General features: G+C 43.2%; 14 protein-coding genes and 1 tRNA gene. 5 read left to right on the forward strand and 10 right to left on the reverse strand.

Translation table 11 applies throughout. The features are described 5' to 3' along the window. Positions 1–231: 231 nt before the first annotated feature. The 3 genes from HY064_08395 to HY064_08405 form a co-directional block, all read right to left on the reverse strand. Positions 232–1,959, reverse strand: a complete 1,728-nt coding sequence (locus tag HY064_08395; GenBank protein MBI3510670.1) for a glycosyltransferase family 39 protein — start codon at positions 1,957–1,959, stop codon at positions 232–234. After that, entirely contained in the window at positions 1,956–2,600 is a 645-nt protein-coding gene (locus HY064_08400; protein ID MBI3510671.1) for a phosphatase PAP2 family protein, read from the reverse strand. The genes HY064_08395 and HY064_08400 overlap by 4 nt, the downstream gene beginning before the upstream one ends. A 116-nt stretch (positions 2,601–2,716) precedes the next feature. After that, positions 2,717–3,622, reverse strand: coding sequence for a hypothetical protein (locus tag HY064_08405; protein MBI3510672.1), 906 nt, complete (start codon positions 3,620–3,622; stop codon positions 2,717–2,719). Between the two features lie 218 nt (positions 3,623–3,840). Here HY064_08405 and HY064_08410 point away from each other — a divergent pair. Further along, positions 3,841–3,914, forward strand: a tRNA-Met gene (locus tag HY064_08410). Positions 3,915–3,961: 47 nt separating this feature from the next. Next, the gene (locus HY064_08415) at positions 3,962–4,213 is read left to right on the forward strand and encodes a GIY-YIG nuclease family protein (GenBank protein MBI3510673.1); all 252 of its coding nucleotides are present in this window, start codon (positions 3,962–3,964) and stop codon (positions 4,211–4,213) included. Between the two features lie 153 nt (positions 4,214–4,366). Here the strand turns inward: HY064_08415 and HY064_08420 are convergent, their stop codons facing one another. Continuing rightward, positions 4,367–5,515: an alpha/beta hydrolase gene (locus HY064_08420; protein MBI3510674.1), complete on the reverse strand. Its 1,149-nt coding sequence runs from the start codon at positions 5,513–5,515 to the stop codon at positions 4,367–4,369. 239 nt (positions 5,516–5,754) lie between these two features. Between HY064_08420 and HY064_08425 the strand changes: the two genes are divergently transcribed. Together HY064_08425 and HY064_08430 are read left to right on the forward strand one after the other, a co-directional pair. Further along, positions 5,755–6,093, forward strand: a complete 339-nt coding sequence (locus HY064_08425; GenBank protein MBI3510675.1) for a hypothetical protein — start codon at positions 5,755–5,757, stop codon at positions 6,091–6,093. Between the two features lie 10 nt (positions 6,094–6,103). Beyond that, complete coding sequence (locus HY064_08430) at positions 6,104–9,466, forward strand: PKD domain-containing protein (protein MBI3510676.1); 3,363 nt, start codon at positions 6,104–6,106, stop codon at positions 9,464–9,466. A 192-nt stretch (positions 9,467–9,658) separates the two neighbouring features. Here HY064_08430 and HY064_08435 read toward each other — a convergent pair whose 3' ends face one another. The 6 genes from HY064_08435 to HY064_08460 all read right to left on the reverse strand — a co-directional run bounded on the left by HY064_08435 (position 9,659) and on the right by HY064_08460 (position 16,703). Continuing rightward, positions 9,659–10,555, reverse strand: a complete 897-nt coding sequence (locus HY064_08435) for a universal stress protein (GenBank protein ID MBI3510677.1) — start codon at positions 10,553–10,555, stop codon at positions 9,659–9,661. Positions 10,556–10,604: 49 nt separating this feature from the next. Then, entirely contained in the window at positions 10,605–10,973 is a 369-nt protein-coding gene (locus tag HY064_08440) for a response regulator transcription factor (GenBank protein MBI3510678.1), read from the reverse strand. Between the two features lie 11 nt (positions 10,974–10,984). Beyond that, positions 10,985–11,464 carry a hypothetical protein gene (locus tag HY064_08445; protein MBI3510679.1) on the reverse strand — a complete coding sequence of 160 codons (480 nt, stop codon included), beginning with the start codon at positions 11,462–11,464 and terminating at the stop codon, positions 10,985–10,987. A 166-nt stretch (positions 11,465–11,630) separates the two neighbouring features. Next, positions 11,631–12,323, reverse strand: coding sequence for a response regulator transcription factor (locus tag HY064_08450; GenBank protein ID MBI3510680.1), 693 nt, complete (start codon positions 12,321–12,323; stop codon positions 11,631–11,633). Positions 12,324–12,351: 28 nt separating this feature from the next. Next, positions 12,352–13,041 (reverse strand): response regulator transcription factor, encoded by a 690-nt coding sequence (locus tag HY064_08455; protein MBI3510681.1) that lies wholly within the window; start codon positions 13,039–13,041, stop codon positions 12,352–12,354. Then, entirely contained in the window at positions 13,038–16,703 is a 3,666-nt protein-coding gene (locus HY064_08460; GenBank protein MBI3510682.1) for a PAS domain S-box protein, read from the reverse strand. The genes HY064_08455 and HY064_08460 overlap by 4 nt, the downstream gene beginning before the upstream one ends. A 599-nt stretch (positions 16,704–17,302) precedes the next feature. Here HY064_08460 and HY064_08465 point away from each other — a divergent pair. Next, positions 17,303–17,989 carry a response regulator gene (locus tag HY064_08465; GenBank protein MBI3510683.1) on the forward strand — a complete coding sequence of 229 codons (687 nt, stop codon included), beginning with the start codon at positions 17,303–17,305 and terminating at the stop codon, positions 17,987–17,989. The last annotated feature ends 21 nt before the right edge of the window (positions 17,990–18,010 follow it).

The following is an 18,010-nucleotide window of genomic DNA, read 5'->3' on the forward strand; positions in this document are numbered from 1 at the left end:
AATAAAAAATGAAAACCGCTCTCAGCAATGGGGGCGGTTTTTTTTATTGGTATTTTATGTTGAAGCAAAAGGAAGTAAAAAAATCAGCCAGCACATTCGAAAATATTACGTCGAAAAAAAATGGCCCGAAAATTATTTCCTTCACGGTCGTGATTTCCAAATACTCAGTTTAAATTTTTCTGCCGCTGCCGCTTATTACTGCCACGACTGCCTTCTGCTTACTGCCAACTGTTACGGCACTCTTTCCCAGAATACAAACCCATTCTTCTCACCGGTGTACCGGAGAAATGGATAACTTTTTTTCACGTCGTCTTTAAAAGTATTCTTGCAAATGAAATAAGCGGGATAGTCGATCGTTCCGTGCAGCATCCATTCGCGCTGCAGGCGAATCTCATTTTCAGATTTTGATAAAGATGAATTGTAATAAGTTTTTGCATATTTTTTCCGGAATGCAATATAGAGATGATTGTTGCTGATATGATCCTGCACTTCTCCGTAGAAATAATGCGCGTAACTTTTGAAGCCGAGTGTCTCGAGATAAAAATCGGAACAGTCGTGGCTGATCCAGTAGTCGATTGCTGTTTGCTGCGAATATTCTTCTACGCGCGGAACAAACAGTATTGCTGAAAGTGTGATGATCACGATCATCCCGGAAAAAAGAAAATAAATTCCGCGGAAATCCTTTTTGAATATCATGAAAAGAAAAAATGCTATCAGTGCCAGCAGAATAATTCCCGTGGTCCATTCCCATCCGTTCCAGTGTGCATTCACTTCAAGATTTGCAACCGCGAAAGGATCTTTTATCCAACCCGAATCAATGAGTTGCGTTTTGAATTTATCGATGAACGGAAGAAGTGTGAATACAGCAGCAAAAAATATTCCGAGGAAAATGAAAAGTATCGTCATCCATTTTTTCCATTCGAATGCACCGCTAAGTAATTTATAGATCGTGTAGGCCGCAAGGAAAGTAAGCGGGAACCAGCAGAGGGAAGAGTAGTGAATGATTTTCGTTTTTACAATGGAAAATAAAATGAGTACTACCCAGAAAAGAATGCGCATCCATTTCAGGAAATGAAGTTCAAATGGTGTGTCATTTGCTTTGCGCACGAGCGCACGTATCGCGAACACAGACGCAGGAAAACATCCGAACAGGAGAATGATCCAGTGATAGAAAAAACTTCCACCATGTCCGGCATCTTCCGTTCCGAATAAACGAACCTGGTAGAGAAGAAATTCAACGACAAGATTTCCTTTTCCATGCACGATCAGTGTCAGCAGCCATGTCCCGGGAATAAGTGTTGCAATGAAAGAAAAAAGAAAAAAATGTTTCCAGCTCATGATCGGTCGTCTTTTCATGAACCGCCACACAAGAAAACACAAAACAAAAATGAGGAGTGCTACAGGACCCTTTGTGAGTACGGCGAGCGAAATAAAAATTGCCGAATAAATGATCCTGCTGTGAAATAATTTCTGTGTAGACAAAGAAGGAAATTCATTCGTGTAAATAATGAACTGGTAAATTCCGAGAAAAATGAAAAGGTTAAACCAGGGATCGATGATGCCCGAATGAAAATAAAATGCCGGGAGAATGCTTCCCGCGAATGCAAGCGCCCATATACGCGCGAACTTCTCGTCGTAGATCTTTTTCCCAATGAAATAAACAGTGAGCAGCGTGATGATCCCGCAAATAGCATTCGGCAATCGCGCTGCAAATTCATTCACGCCGAAAAAATTCATCGACGCGGCCTGCATCCAGATGAAGAGCGGCGGCTTTTCCCAGAAAGGAAGAAAACCGATCTGCACCGTCGAATAATTTTTACTCAGCAGCATTTCTCGCGCACACTCCGCAAAATTTATTTCATCCCAGTCGAAAAGATGAACCGCACCGAGATAAGGGATGAAAAGTACAGCAGCGATCACTGCAATGACGAAATAAGGAAACAGGTTGCGGATCTTCATTTCTGAAAAGTGAGTGCCGGCAGATTTATTTTTTTAAAATGAAGCGCGAACGAAAGTACTGTGACCGATGAAAGTGTACCGATCAGCGAACCCGCGTAAACATCTTCCAGGAAATGCTGAGAAAGGTAAATGCGCGAATAGCCGGCAAGCAGGGCAAGGAAGAAAAATAAAAATTTCATCCACAATTTATCGGTACCGATACAAAGGCAAATGAAAAATGCAAAAGCAAGAGTAGTGTGTCCCGAAGGAAACGTTTCGAAAAGATTATTTTCCACACCGGGAACAAGACGTATTTCATCCGGGCGAAAAAGCAATGCAGGCCGGGGATCACCGGGAAAAAAAACATGCTTCAGCAATTGTGTTATTCCCGAAGCGAGGATGCAACTTATTCCTGTAAACAAAGAGAAATTCCGATTCAGTGCGAAAAGTAGAAGAATGAGAACGGTAATCGTCCATCCATCGCCAAGCAGCGTGATCCATGGCATGAGCAAATCACCTGCAGAAGAATAATGCCGGTTGATGAAAAGATGAATTTGTTCTTTTCCGAAATGTGCGAGAATAAAACCGGCGCCCAGCAGAAAAATAAGATACAGGAGAAGAATGCTCCGGTTCGAGCGGAGAATGAAAACAAAGCTGCGCATGTGCAGCGTAAAAATACAGCAATAAAAATGGAAAAAAGTAAAAATTCCCTGTCTGCGGCCCGTCCGACCGGGCAGGCAGGCAAACTCCGGATTTGGTATTTTTATTTTAGAATTTTTCAGTAGGTGCCAAGCGCCTTGATGAGTCGCTGGATCTGTGAAGCCCACAATCGTTTGCCGGTTACAATATCATCTTCACTATCGCCGAAATCAGTAACAACGAGAGAAACTTCACCGGTCATTTCATCCTGCGTCATGCTGAATTCGAAATAATATCCATCCGGTTTATCGAGCCAGCGTAAGCGCAGGTAGCTATCGATCTTTGCATTCACGATCGCGGCACTTTGCTTTGCACCATCCCAGTTGAATGTATAAATATCATTTTTCAGATCCACACCATCGGCAAACCATTCGGCTAGTCCATTCGGCGTGGTCAGAAAATCATAGAGAAGAGAAACAGGTGTGCGGATGATATATTCGAGTGAATATTTCCCTTTCGGTTCCGGTTTTAATTTTTTCTGATCTTCCAGAGGCATATCGTGGATCACGTGATGTGTGATCACTTCAGTCTTCAGAACTCTTTTTTCTCCCGGTGCCAGTTTTCCTTTTTGTTTTTTCAGGTGAAAAGTTTTCGGAAGGCGAGGAAGTTTCATCAACTCCGGTGACAATACAACAGGTACTTTCACTTTCGATTTTGGTGCCGGTTTTTTCAGCGGTGTCGTGTTATGGGTAACAGGAGGAGTTGGAACTGCAGTTGCCGGTTTGATGATCGCTTTTGGTACAGGGGTTTCTTTTTGTTTCGGATTGATTTTTTTTGATTTGATCACAGCTTCGGATTTAATTTTCTTTTTCACAATGGCCACAGGTTTTTTAGTCGCGGCTTTCACTTTCTTTGATTTGGGCAATGGTTTTTTTACAGCGGGTTTCGCTTTCGGTTTAGCAACTTTTGTTTTGCTCTTCACCTTTGCTTTCGCCTTTTTTTTCGGCGTCTGCTTCTTCGGTTTTTTCGCTGCTTTCTTTGTCATTTTTCATGAAGATTCCCGTTAAGGAATCTCATTTACGAATCGGTGGGAAAAGTAGAAAAAAATCTTAATCTCACAACTTTAACTGAAAATTCCTGAAAAAAAGAGCCGGAAATCGAGATGGGCAAAATGCTATATTTGCGCTCCATTTTTGAATTTCAGGTGGGGAAGACAATCCTATAGTCCTGATTGTCACTATACCAGCAAAGAATTCAACAGTTGGCGAGGTAGCTCAGCTGGCTAGAGCGCAGCACTCATAATGCTGAGGTCGAGAGTTCGAGTCTCTCTCTCGCTACTTAATGTAAGGCATCTTCGATTGGAGATGCCTTTTTACTTTTGATTATGGTAACGATTTACGTCATCAGCTGTCTTGCTGCGAAAAAGAAATATGTTGGCATGACAGAAAATATTGATCAGCGATTGAAAGATCATAATTCGGGAGCATCAAAATTCACATCTGGATACGGTCCATGGGTTTTAATTTATTCAGAAACAGCAGAAGATTTTGCAAGAGCGCGCGTAAGGGAAAAATATTTGAAGTCAGCAGCGGGAAGAAGATTTATAAAAAAGGTCGAGAGTTCCCCGCCCGCCTGACCGGCGGTCGGGCGGGGAGTCTCTCTCTCGCTACTTTATGTAAGGCATCTTCGATTGGAGATGCCTTTTTACTTTTCGATTATGGTAACGATTTACGTCATCAGCTGTGAGAAGAAAATGTTCTGCGTCTTCGCAATATTTGAAAATAATTTTTCATTGAACATTCGTTCCTCCGGTCACCGAAAAAATAAATTCCTCCACTGCATAAGTCGACAGTTGTCCGCTCGGCCCATTAATGTTATAATCGCAGCCATGTGTTGCATCCGGAAGATCGAGCAGGTAATTTTTCACATGAAATTCATCCAATTTTTTCTGAAGGCGAATGCTGTGCCGGAAAGAAACCATCGCATCAATTTCGCCATGAACAAGAAGAGTAGGAGGGGAATTTGCATCAACATATTCGCAGGAAGAACTTTCTGAATATTTCTGCGGCACTTCATCAATGCTGCCTCCAAGATAATCGGCAAAAACTTTATCCGTGTTCAGCACCCAGGGATTGCCTTTGATCCTTCCGCCCCAAACCATATCCGCAGGCGCATAAAAAGAAATGACTCCTTTTATTTTCGGATCATGAAAACTGTAAGCTGAAACAAGCGCGATCTGTCCGCCGGCAGAACGGCCGAGTAAAATAAAATTGTTCGTGTCAATGTTCAACTTCCCGGAATTCTCCACGAGAAATCGCAAGGCATCTTTCGTGTCTTCCACCTGCGCAGGACTTTTGAATTGAGGAGCAAGGCGGTAACTGATCGCCGCCACATTTATTCCGCGGTTGGCGAGATAAGAATTAAGATCAGGCAATTGCTTTTCATCTCCTTCCGACCAGGAACCACCGTGAATGACAATAAGACAAGGAGTTTTTTTTGATGAAACGGATGAAGCATAAAAATCAATGACAAGATCATTCCCGGGAATTTTTTTGTAAACGAATTTCTGCGGAGTTACTTCCCGGATCCCGATGCCGGAAAACATTTTGAAAAAAGAATAAGGATCTTTTTTCCCGCCAACATTTTTTCCTAATGGAAATATTTTTGCAAGTTCATCCGGAAGATATGCAGCGCGCTGGTATGCTCTGATCACCGGCAACGAAAAAATGATCATGGAAATTCCGCTGATAGCGAGGGAAATTAATTTATAGCGCTCCGCCCAAAAACAGGAAATGAAAAGAAGTAAAGCGGTGAAAATAAAGATCCACGGAAATTCAGTTACGGCAACAGCAACCCGCCAGAAAAAATTAGTAGGCGCCCGGAAAAGAACCAGGAGCGAAAGCAAAAAGAGAAAAGCGGCAAAAAGTATTCTCCACATAAAACAAAACGATTAGTTATTTTCTAAAAAAAAATCTACTGGCGAAAGTTATAAAAACCAACGGACGCGACAGAAAATCTCTGCTAAACTCCGATAACATCAGTTTTAATTCATGAATGCATAATTGAGTGTGAAAAACAAGAGCGAAAACGTGCATTTTTGCTATAGGAATTCAGGTTTTTTTGATCTACATTCGCTCTGCGATTCCCCAACTGGCTCTTATTAAAAAAACATACATCATGATCAGAAGATTATTTTTTCTTTTGCCTTTGCTGTTTTTCATGCACACCAGTCATGCACAAACAGCTGCCGATTCTGCAAGAGCGGAGTCGAAACGACTGATGGCTTTGTACCAGCAGTTGCAAGGCACTTACCAGGTGCAGGTCATCAACTCGCGCGACAAAGTGGAAATTCCATTACAGTACATGGACAATATCGTTTCCATGCGCCAGCAGAATGAAGTAACTTATTTCTATTACCCGAATAAAAAAAATGTGCGCATCATGATCCTTCCGTATTCGGAAATTCAGTCGAAAGATTTTGTTCCCGTTCAACAGGTTGCTTATATAACCGAATAACAAACACAACATGAAAAAAATTACAACTTTCTTCCTGTTCTGTTTGCTGTTCGTTTTTCCATCTGGAAAAATTTTCGCGCAATCCATGAACTGCGTTACGGCAACTTCACTTACACTCACGAATAATTCTGTTTGTGTGAATGGAACAGATGTAGGAGCAATTACAGACAACACACTTTATGGCGGATGCAATACCGTTCCCGTTGACATGGTGTGGTACACTTATGTTACAACAGGATCTTCCAATCAATTTGTAGTTACGCCGGGAACACTTACGAATGCAGAAATTGTAATTTACCTCGGAGGCTGCCCCACAACAGGTGGTGTTCTCCAGATTTGCAACACTGCAGTAGGAAGTTCACCGATGACCACCAACTGGGGAATTCCAGTAGGCACACAGGTGTGGGTAGGCGTTGCATCGAATGCGGGAACCGACGGAACTTTTCAATTGTGTATCACTTCTACAATTCCTCCTCCTACCGGCGGACAATTCTGTAACACACCGATTATTCTCTGCAATGAAAATGCGTACACGCAATCCAGCATGGCGCAGTACGGATCATCTGGGCAAACGCCGAGTTGTTTTGCAAATCCTACGCAGCAGGATATGTTCATTGAATTCACTGTTCTGCAAACCGGATTATTCGCATGGACCGCGAATCCTGCAAATCCCGCAACAGAATTTGACTGGTGTTTGTGGAATGTTACAAGTGGATGCCCGGGAACAGAAGTGTGTTGTAATTATAATTATGGGGCCGGATCAAGTTTGGGATTCGGGCAACAAACTCAAGCGGGAACTGTTCCCTGCGGATACAATCTCGCAAGTGGAATTCCTTCCCAGGAATTTTCTCCACCAAATACACTTGTTGCAGGACAAACTTATTGTTTGCAGATTTCCAATTACAATACCAACAGCACAGGATTCACATTGAACTGGACGAATTCTACTTGTGTTATTCAACCCAATGCACAATTCACTATCAATCCAACCGGCCCTATTTGCGGTGCGAGTGCAACTGTTTCGATCACGAATACTTCTCTCGGCGGGCCACAACAATGGAATTACGGCGATGGTTCTCCAATCTACACAGGAACAAATCCTCCGAGTCATACTTATAGTTCACCCGGAACGTATGCGATCACGTGTACCATCAACGGACAATGTCCTTCCACATTTACACAATTCATTCAAGTGCTTGATCCGCTTGCTGCGTCCTCCACATCTGCAAATGCAAGTTGTTCTGCATGCAATGGAACTGCATCAGTTACAAACGTAACGGGTGGAGATGGAATTTATACTTACGCATGGTCGCCCGGCGGACAAACTACTCCATCAGTAAATGGATTATGTGCGGGCACTTACACAGTAACGGTAAGTAATGCAGCATGTGCATCTTCAGTTCAGCAAACAGTAACGATTACTTCAACAGGATCAATGACCGCATCTCTCACTGCATCTTCGAATGTTTCCTGCAACGCAGCCAATAACGGAAGTGCAACGGTTACTCCGTCAACAGGAACACCACCTTACACTTATTCCTGGAATCCATCAGCACAAACTACACAAACTGCAACGAATCTCGGACCCGGAACTTATACATGCACAGTAACTTCTTCCGACGGATGCACTACTACTGTTACGGTTACCATTACAGAACCGCCTGCGCTCACTTTAGCATCGACAGGACTTTCGACAACTTGTTCTGCGAATTGCGACGGACAACTTGTAGTAATTCCAACCGGCGGAACACAACCTTATACTTTTTTATGGAACACCGGATGTGCTACTGCGAGTTGTACAAATAATTGCGCAGGAAATTATACAGTGACAGTAACTGATCTCAATGGCTGCACGCAAACTTCAACTACAACAATCACATCACCTCCTCCAATTACAGCAGCCATGTCATCGACCACTGCGCATTGCAATAATCCGGATGGAAGTGCAACTGTAAATGCATCGGGAGGAACAGGAGCATTTACTTATTCATGGGCACCATCGGGAGGAAATGCGGCAACAGCAAATAATCTTACACCGGGAACTTACACCGTAACAGTTACAGATGCGAACAATTGTGTAATAACAAATACGGTAACAGTTGCCAATGCACCGGGTGTGAATATTACACAGCAGGCATTTTCGAATGTAAGTTGCTTTGGTGCGTGCGATGGTTCTGTAACTATTTCTGCTTCGGGTGGAACTACTCCTTATACTTATGCATGGTTACCGAGCGGAGGAAATGCAGCATCAGCTTCGAATCTCTGCAATGGAAATTATACATGCACTGTTACCGATGCAACAGGTTGTGCAAATACTTACACGATCAACATCACGCAACCGGTTTTACTCACAGTGAATACTCCTGCAGCACCTTCCATCTGCAGCGGACAAAACCAACAGTTGAATGCAAATGCTGCCGGCGGAACAACTGCGTATTCTTATTCGTGGCAACCCGGAAATATGAATACTGCAAATCCTACAGTGACTCCTGCAACAACTACAACTTACACAATTACTGTTACGGATGCGAACGGATGTACAGCCATAGATTCTGAAATGGTTTTTGTGAATGCAGTTCCTATTGCAGCGCTTGTTGCCGATACTACGCAGGGATGCGCACCACTTTGTGTGAACTTCACGGATCTTTCTACAGTTGCAAATCCTTCGGTGATCAATGCGTGGTCGTGGAATTTCGGTGACAACGGAACAAGCACTTCACAGAATCCGCAGCATTGTTACGCGCTCCCGGGTGTGTACACGGTGACGCTGCAGGTAACGGGCACGGGTGGGTGCGTAGGAAATATTACAATGAATAATTACATCAATGTTTCCGGAAGTCCGAATGCAAGTTTCAGTGCAACACCGCAACCAACCGATATTCTTGACCCGACCGTTTTCTTCACGGATCAATCAACAGGTGCAGTAGCATGGTTGTGGGAATTTTATGATCCGTCCAATGCAACTTCCATTTTGCAGAATCCATCTTTTGCTTTTCCTGATACGGGATGTTATCCTGTAACGCTCATCGTGACAAATAATGCAGGATGTATTGATTCTGTGACCGAACCGGTTTGCATCGATCCTTACTGGACATTTTATATTCCGAATGCATTCACGCCGAATGCTGACGGGCTGAATGATGTTTTCATGCCGAAGGAATACGGAATAGAAGAAGACAATTATAAATTCTGGATCTTTGACCGCTGGGGAAATTTAATTTTCTACACCGATGATCTTCACAAAGGATGGGATGGCCATGCAAATGGGGGAGCGGAGATTGCGCAGATTGACACCTACGTATGGAAAGTCCAATGCCGCGATATTCTCGGTGGAAGACACAAGTACATCGGGAAAGTTTCGCTGATCAAGTAAGGAGAGGAAGAGGGAATTTAAAGCACAGCAGGAACAACCTTAGCCCCGGCCACGCGCGTTCCCGACCGCGTTCTGGATGCGCACGGACGGGACAGGAGGTGATAAGAAGAACAGGCGGTTGTGCTCCAACACAACATCATTTTTAAAACATGGGTTGTGAAATAACACAACCCTTCTCTTTTTCTCCGCTCTTCAGTAAATGAGCGAATTCCCGTCCAGTCCCATGGATTCGAAGTGGCCGTAGTGCGGTTTAATGCTCATGACCGGTATCCGGGAATGATTCACGATCTGTTTTGCGAGCGGGCCGAGAAAAATTCCGGTGAGCCGCGATTCGTGATCGGTCATGATGATGATAAGATCGGCATTCATCCTTTCTCCGTAACGCAGCGCTTCGTGCGCCATGTTTTCACCGGCCGCCGTCTGGCATGTGCATCTCACCCCGGAATTTTTTACAAAATGTTCAACCTGGTGAAGAATGATCTGCAGTTTTGCATATTCATCGCTTTCGGAATTATCAGGCAGGCCCAGGATGTGCAGTGTCGAATCGTAAGCAATAGCAAGCTTCACAGCGAGGTTCACTTTCTCTCTTGAATGCGGCGAACGATCGATAGGGAGAATAATATTTTTGAAACCGGGATCTTTCGCGTGAGGTTGAATGGTGATCACCGGGCATTTTGCAAGCGTGACCACTTTGTGCGCATTGCTTCCGAGAAATAATTCTTCGAATCCTTTCGCGCCGTGTGTTCCCATAATAATGAGATCAACTTTTTCATCTTCTGCCGTCTGGATGATCTCGTTGGCAACTCTTCCGCGGCTCCTGATCTGGCGCGGATGAATATTATAATCGGAAGTTGCCTGTTCTGAAAGATCGTTGAGTTGCTGCTCTGCTCTTCTGCCGATCTCTGCACGGCTGTCTTCAACGAGGACAGGTTCGGGCATTTCGAAATAATAATTATTCAGCGGAAGAACATGAAGCAGGAGCATGTCGGCTCCTGTGAGGCGCGAAAGATAGGATGCATGTGCAGCCGCTTTCGTACTGGTCTCGGAAAAATCGACGGGAACCAGTATCTTTTTAAATAAATTTTTCATGATGGTGGGTTTTTGAAAATTGTTAGGAAAAGTTTTTAATATATTTTTTTCAACTGGGTTGTTCATTCGAAATTTTCTGTACACGCCGTATCAGTTTTTCGACATTGACGGGCTTCACAAAAAAATCGACCACGCCAAGCCCTATTCCCGACAAAGCAAGTGTTGGGCGATCGAGACTGGTAATGATGATGACCGGCATTTTATCGAATGCATAATTCTTCAATAAGCTGATGAGTGTGAGTCCGGAAATGTCGGGCATCAGCAGGTCAGTAATGAGCAGGTCATATTTATTTGCAGATAACTCGTGAAGCGCATCCCAGCCGTTCGTGGCAACATTCACATGAAATCCCTTTGCGCTCAATTTGAGATTGAGCATTTCTGCAATCATCGCATCATCATCTACCAACAGGATATTCATGGCTCTGAGATTTATTTATTGAACTGAATTTCTTTACGGTCATGCTTGTGAACTTTTTTATCGCCGATGTAGGAAAGAAAAATATAAGCCATAACAAAGCCGGATGATATTCCCTCTGCAAATACAGCAATGCCGGCAGTTTCCGGTGCGAGATATTGGCTCGCGCCTGTCGCATGTTTCAATTGTTCCATCAATCCGGTATCGAAGTTCAGATAGATCACGATGAAGACAGAAAAAATTGCAACAGCAGTGATCACAGTAAGGCAACCTTTACCAAGCCGTTCGAAAAAAGAAAAATCACTTCCGCCCGTTTCTCTTTTCATCGACCAGAAAATTCCGGCGAATAGAATAATAAAATTGAAAAGGCGGAACTCCGGTATGCGTGCAAGCCCTGCTACGCGCATGATCAGGAAATAACCAATAAGCGCCATCGCAGTAATGATCCCGATGTTGAGATGTTTTTTATTGCTTTTAATTTTTTCGGTTTCCATGACGGTCGTTTTTAGTTTCAATCAGGTGAATCAGGATTATTCAACAGCAGCAAATCCATCTTCCCCTCATGAGTTTTTTACGCGCGGAATGAAGAAAGCATAATATTCTTTCGACGCCTTGATGTTCTTCTTCGATGGTCAGTAAAAATTATGAAGGCCCCGGACTTCAGTGAAGCATGTTCACTTTGTGGAGCAGGGGTTTTACATGTGAGCGGCTTACCGGGATAAGTTTTTTGTCGATCACCACCATATTGTCCTCTATCCTCGTAATTTTTTCCAGATTGATGATGAAAGAATTATGCACACGGAAAAATTCAGCTGCCGGTAATGTTTCCAGGATGGTTTTCATTGTGGAATGAACGGTATAGCGCTGCGTGGGAGTGTGGATCGTCACATAATCGGCGAGCGCTTCCACGTAAAGTATTTCACTCGTTTCTATTTTATTCAGGCATCCGTTCACTTTCACAAAAAGATGTTTACTCTTCAGCGACACGGATTCAGGCGCGTTGTGTAATGAGATAGCACGCATCACCGCTTTCAGAAAACGTTCGCGCGAAAAAGGTTTGACCAGGAAATCGGTGACCTGATGATCGAAAGCATCTACCGCATATTTTTTTTCCGATGTCACCAGTATGATCTGCGGATGATGCGCAGTCATGGTTTCGAGCAACTGCATGCCCGTCATTCCCGGCATGAGTATATCGAGAAAAACAAGATCGATATTCTCTTTCGATATTATTTCTGCCGCATCGAGCGCCGAACTGCAGGAACCCGCCAACCTGAGGAAGGGGATTTCCCGAATTTTTTTTTCGAGATCAATGCGGATCATTTCGTCGTCATCAACAATCAGGCAATTCATAGTTTTTGGTTTTAGCGGTGTGAATGATTTAAAGAGGTTTGAGTTTTCGGAACACTTCTTCACGGTAGGATTTACCGATCGGAATGACCTGCTTGCTGAAAGAGATCAGGTTGTCTTCAATTTTTTCTATTTCATCCACCTTAACGATGAACGACCTGTGCACGCGCAGGTGTGAGCGCGCCGGTAATTTTTCTTCGATCGCTTTCAGTGTGCAATGAACAATGAACCGGTCCTTCGGTGTGTTCAGTATTACATAATCGCCGCGCGCCTCTGCCCATAATATTTCCGACTTTCTTATTCTCACCATCAGGCGGTCTTTCTTGATGAAAACAATATCCTCATCCATTTCCTGCACCTCGTTATGACGCATCCGATCTTTCACAGCGGAAACTGCATTGAAAAATCGTGCGTAGCTCACGGGCTTCACCAGGAAATCGAGCACGTGATGTTCGAATGCCTGCACTGCAAATTCAGTATGACTGGTAACAAGAATTATTTTCTGGGAAGGATCAGAAAGCGCATGAATGAATTCCAATCCGTTCATGCCCGGCATTTCTACATCGAGAAAAATAAGATCGGTTTTATTCAACGCAAGAAATGATAACGCCTTCGCAGGATCCCTGAAGATCCCCGAAAGTTCCAGGAATCCTGATCGCGAAACATACTGCGCGATCACTTTCCCGGAAAGATCATCGTCATCTATCACAATTGCATTCATACCATTGTACTTATTTTTTTATTCAGTTCAACTATTACTCCATTACAAACCGTTGTAACTTTTTTTACCATGTCTGGAAATTCTTCCGTGGTTTCTCCCAGCCCGGCTTTTTTTTCAAGGTCGGCCACCGTGGTTTTCAGTGAATGTATCCCAATGAAGTCGAGCGACGGTTTCATTTTATGAGCCACACCCGACAACTCTTTCCATTTTTTTTCATTCACATATTTCCACATATCTTCCAGCATGACCGGCGTTTGTTTGAGAAATGTTTCGAGCATTTTTTTTACGAATTCATGATTTCCTTCGGCGATCTGTTCGAGGTAGGTGAGATCAATATTCGTTTCTGATGTGGACAACGGATTTTCTATGTTCGGTTTTTCAGGTTCACAATGGCAATTCGCTTTTTTCTTCCGGAGCAATGCACTTATTTTTTCGTGCAATGTTTTCCTGCTGAATGGTTTTGAAATGTAGTCGTCCATTCCAAGTGCAAGACATTTTTCGGCTTCTCCCACCAGCGCGTGTGCGGTCATGGCGATAATAGGAACTTCACTTTTCGGCAGCGGCATTTTTCCGCGGATGAATTGCGTGGCTTCATAGCCATCCATTTCCGGCATCTGGATATCCATGAGAACAATATCATAGTCCTTTGCATTCATTTTTTCTATTACCTCTTTTCCGTTGCACGCAATATCAAGATGCAATCCCCATTGTTCAAAAACTTTTGAAGCGAGCATCTGGTTCATCTCGTTGTCTTCGGCAAGGATCACATTGAGATTTTCGAATTTTTCCTTAACGCCTGAATGAGTTTCAATCTGAGCCGGGACAAGATCAGACTCACATTTCCTGAATGGAAGTGTTATCCGGAATGTAGAACCATAACCGATCCTGCTTTCCACTTCGATGGTGCCATCAAGAAGTTCGGTGAGTTGTTTTACGATCGTGAGGCCGAGCCCGGTGCCTCCGTATTTTCTTGAAGTTTCATTGCTCGCCTGTGTGAAACTTTCAAAAATGGTTGCGAGCCGGTCCTGCGGTATGCCGATGCCCGTGTCTTTTACAATGAATGTGAGTTTATAGTTTTCTGCATCTTCAGCAGTAATACCAATGCTGATGTCCACCCTGCCACTCTCCGTAAATTTTACCGAATTGCTTACGAGATTTAAAAGGATCTGTCGCAGCCGCAACGGATCTCCTTTTACAAATTCCGGGATGCGGTCTTTCCCTGGCGAATAAGAAAGTGCAATTCCTTTGCGCGAAGCAGAAATGCGAAGTGTAAGCAAAACTCCATCTATCACTTCCTGCATTTTGAACGGAATCAATTCAACAGAAACTGTTCCTGATTTCAGTTTTGAAAAATCAAGAATATCATTGATGATCGACAAAAGGTTGTCGGACGAAAGCTGTATCGCTTCGAGACATTCTTTCTGATCTTCCGAAACATTTCCATCGAGCAGGATATCCGTTAGCCCGACAATCGCATTCATCGGCGTTCGTATTTCGTGGCTCATTTTTGCAAGAAACTGTTCTTTCACCTGCATGGATTCTTCAAGATCTTTTTTTGCTTTGATGAGTTCGTTCAGCGCCTTGTTTCCTTTTTTCAACGAATGTTCAGCGATCCTGTTGGCGAGAATGAGATCTTCTTCAATGCGTTTTCTTTCTGTAATATCGGAATCGATGGCAATAATTCTTTCCAATTTTCCGTCCTTGCCTATTACAGGTGTAAGCGTAGTGATGACCCAATATTCATTTCCGGTTTTTGTATAATTCTTGCTTTCATACACCACCGGTTTTTTATTCGTGATGAGATTTTCAAAGAATTCCGAATTACCGGTGAGGCCGGTGTCACTTCCTTTCCTCAAAAGTTCACCGTGCGTATTCCGGATTTCTTCGAGTGTGTAACCGGTAAGTTTTGTGAATCCTTCATTCACCCATTCAATATTTCCATTGCTGTCGGTAATGAGAACGGAGTTGTTCGATTTGGTTGCGGCCATTACTAATTTTTCCATTTCTTCTTCCTGGAATCTTTCCGTGATGTCCTGGTCGGTTCCAACTACTTTGATCGCCTCTCCCGATTCATTCACTATTACTTCTCCTTTCGCACTCAATGTCCTCAATGAATTATCGGGACGGATAATGCGATGCTGAAAAGAAAATGGTTTATGATTTTTTCTCGCTTCAACAATTATCCGGCTTATGCGTTGTTTGTCTTCCGGGTGCATCATGGAAAAAATTTTCTCATAGGAGATTTCGCCGTTTTTTTGTTCGAGGCCGTAAATGCGGTACATCTCTTCAGACCAATCGATCGCGTTGTCGGCGAAAGTCCATTCCCAACTCCCGATGTGCGCGAGTTGCTGCGCGCTCGCGAGTTGTGCCATGCTCTGGACTAATTTATTTTCCGTTATTTTCCGGTTGGTATTGTCGCGGACAATCTTCGCGTATCCTTTCAGATTTCCGTTATCGTCAAACAGTGATGTATAAATGATATCGGCCCAGAATAAAGAACCATCTTTTCTCAATCGCCATCCTTCACAGGTAAAATTTCCGTTTTCATAAGCGCTGTCGAGATTTTTTTTCGGTTCACCTGCCGCTACCATTTCCGGTGTGTAGAAAACCGAAATGTGTTTTCCTACAATCTCTTCTTCGGTGTAACCGCATATTCTTTTCGTTCCTTCATTCCAGCTTTTCACATAACCCGAGTGATCGATCATGAAGATCGCGTAGTCGCTGATGCTCCCGGAAAACAGCCGGAATATTTCTTCGCTTTCTTTCAGCAATGTTTTCGATCGTTTTTTTTCAACCGTGGTATAATTCAGTTCTTCTGTCATCCGGTTGAATGAATCGGCAAGCACGCCGATTTCATCGCGCGAATATTTTTTTGCGCGTGCACTAAAATCACCCTTTGCAATTTTTTCAGATGCGTTCAGAATTTCTTTCAATCCTTTTTGAATTCCCTTGCTTACTGAAACCGTCAGCAACAGGCCGGTGATCTCTACCGTGAGCGCAATGGAAAATAATATTTTCAGGATCAGATTTTCCAGCCAGCGTGAACCTTCGCCGAGCGTATAGGAAAAATCATCTTCGAGTTTAGTAAGTTGTGTGTTGATGGGGCCTATCGCGAGAAGTGTACTGTCGATTGCAGATTGGGAAGGATTTGGAGAATTTATTTCTGCATGTAATTTACTTGCTATAGGAATGAGTTGCGAACTGATGCTGTCGGCAACGGCCCAGATGGAGATGGCTTTGTTGATGTAAGAAATATTATGAAATCTCCGGAAGAGATTGATCATGCCATCTATGTCATGTTCATTGTTTCGCCCCTCGCGTAAACCTTCGCGCACCTCGCCATAATCAGGATATTTTTTTTCCAGTTCTATCCGCGCTTTGTGATCGCCGATAGGAACACGCATAAAATTTTCATATTCACCGAAGTAAGTCGCGTTCCTGGTGTAGCCGTATTTTTCAAGATGGTAAATTGCATCTTTCTGCGCCTTCGACCATAAACCTTCTCCGCCCACGTATGCACGCACAGAAGAAAGTGTGTGAATGGCAAACCAAAGCGTGAATAATTCCAGCGCAATGAGCAGCGCCATGATCCCCATCGTGAAATAAAGTTTTTTCTTTATGGAAATATTAGTCAGCCATTTAAACAGGAGAAAATTTTTCATGATCCGGGAATTGAAAGTGGGTTAAACAGATCTTCCGGTTCAGGGCAGAAATTTACTGGTGCTTGCTGTGTTACAAGTTGATTTTTTATCCGGGCAAATGACAGGGGCGGAAATTTTACGCTCAGAAAAAAATAACAAAACATTTCGACCGGAAATAATTTCTCACGGAGGAAATGGAAAATTTCCTGAAAAAAAAAGCATGATGAAATGATGATTGTCATGACCGCTCCTTTGTTTATACCCGGTGCCATCCTGTGGTAGTAAACTAATGAAGCCGCTCAATACTTCCCAAACGGAAGAAGGTTTCGAAAAAGAAACAGGCGTAAAAGACGTTTTTTCTTTTACGTATGGTTAGGTGTTACATCATTATACTGAATTCGCGCCCAAAAGGTTTTTTAAATAATCGAAAAATTAATATTGAACAAATGAGAACTACGGCACGCAAAACCGGTATCATTTTTTTGAACGGTTCGGCCCCTTGTTTTTCTTTCGCATCACCATTCATTCCATTCGTCTTCATTATCCTGCACGTTCAACGAATTATTTCCCGGTCGATTTGTTTGCCGGCTAATTTAGAGAGTGAATAAAACCGGAAAACCATGGAAACTGTATATGATTATGAGAAGAGGGTGTTTCCGCACGGAGCGAATAAGGCGGATGATGTGAAGATAGCTATCGTGGAAGATGATCCTATGTTTCGACAAGCAATGGAATATTATCTGAATAAAGTTCCGGGCCATCGTGTTTTCTCTTTCGGTTCCGGCGAAGAATGTTTCAAGCATTATCACCAACTCGACCCGGAAATACTGATCCTTGATTTCAAACTTTCAGAAAGCGCCGGCAGCAATAAAATGAACGGACTCGATATTATGGAAGAAGTAAAAGCAGTAAAACCTGAAACGGAAATAATATTTCTCACCGGCCAGGGTAATTTTGACATCGCAACTGCTGCCATAAAAGGAGGCGCCGTTGATTACATTATTAAAGATGATAAAGCGCTTAATAAAATGATGGACGAAGTGAAAAGAATTTCCTTTATCGTGCGCCTGAAAAGGCAGGAGTCTAAAAATTTTAAAGGAATACTAACACTCACAGGCATCGTAATTGTGATGATGCTGATCATTTATTTCTCAGGATTCGGTTGGTTCTCTTTACCAATGAAAATTTTCGTGATCGCTTCCTGTGCGGGAATAGCAACCTGGTATTTTATTGCCATGCGCAACAGGAAAAAAATGAGTGAACATTTTGAACACAAAGCAGACAAACCCGGGGCGTGGGTGGATTGATTCATACCGAAAAAATAAAAA

It is taken from the genome of Bacteroidota bacterium (assembly GCA_016194975.1).
In the GTDB taxonomy this organism is placed as follows: domain Bacteria; phylum Bacteroidota; class Bacteroidia; order Palsa-965; family Palsa-965.

Excerpts from the sequence above, each read along its gene's own strand:
- HY064_08430 (MBI3510676.1), top strand. The coding sequence starts at position 6,104 with ATGAAAAAAATTACAACTTTCTTCCTGTTCTGTTTGCTGTTCGTTTTT.
- HY064_08395 (MBI3510670.1), bottom strand. The coding sequence starts at position 1,959 with ATGAAGATCCGCAACCTGTTTCCTTATTTCGTCATTGCAGTGATCGCT.
- HY064_08400 (MBI3510671.1), bottom strand. The coding sequence starts at position 2,600 with ATGCGCAGCTTTGTTTTCATTCTCCGCTCGAACCGGAGCATTCTTCTC.
- HY064_08415 (MBI3510673.1), top strand. The coding sequence starts at position 3,962 with ATGGTAACGATTTACGTCATCAGCTGTCTTGCTGCGAAAAAGAAATAT.
- HY064_08405 (MBI3510672.1), bottom strand. The coding sequence starts at position 3,622 with ATGACAAAGAAAGCAGCGAAAAAACCGAAGAAGCAGACGCCGAAAAAA.
- HY064_08455 (MBI3510681.1), bottom strand. The coding sequence starts at position 13,041 with ATGAATGCAATTGTGATAGATGACGATGATCTTTCCGGGAAAGTGATC.
- HY064_08460 (MBI3510682.1), bottom strand. The coding sequence starts at position 16,703 with ATGAAAAATTTTCTCCTGTTTAAATGGCTGACTAATATTTCCATAAAG.
- HY064_08440 (MBI3510678.1), bottom strand. The coding sequence starts at position 10,973 with ATGAATATCCTGTTGGTAGATGATGATGCGATGATTGCAGAAATGCTC.
- HY064_08420 (MBI3510674.1), bottom strand. The coding sequence starts at position 5,515 with ATGTGGAGAATACTTTTTGCCGCTTTTCTCTTTTTGCTTTCGCTCCTG.
- HY064_08450 (MBI3510680.1), bottom strand. The coding sequence starts at position 12,323 with ATGAATTGCCTGATTGTTGATGACGACGAAATGATCCGCATTGATCTC.
- HY064_08435 (MBI3510677.1), bottom strand. The coding sequence starts at position 10,555 with ATGAAAAATTTATTTAAAAAGATACTGGTTCCCGTCGATTTTTCCGAG.
- HY064_08445 (MBI3510679.1), bottom strand. The coding sequence starts at position 11,464 with ATGGAAACCGAAAAAATTAAAAGCAATAAAAAACATCTCAACATCGGG.
- HY064_08425 (MBI3510675.1), top strand. The coding sequence starts at position 5,755 with ATGATCAGAAGATTATTTTTTCTTTTGCCTTTGCTGTTTTTCATGCAC.
- HY064_08465 (MBI3510683.1), top strand. The coding sequence starts at position 17,303 with ATGGAAACTGTATATGATTATGAGAAGAGGGTGTTTCCGCACGGAGCG.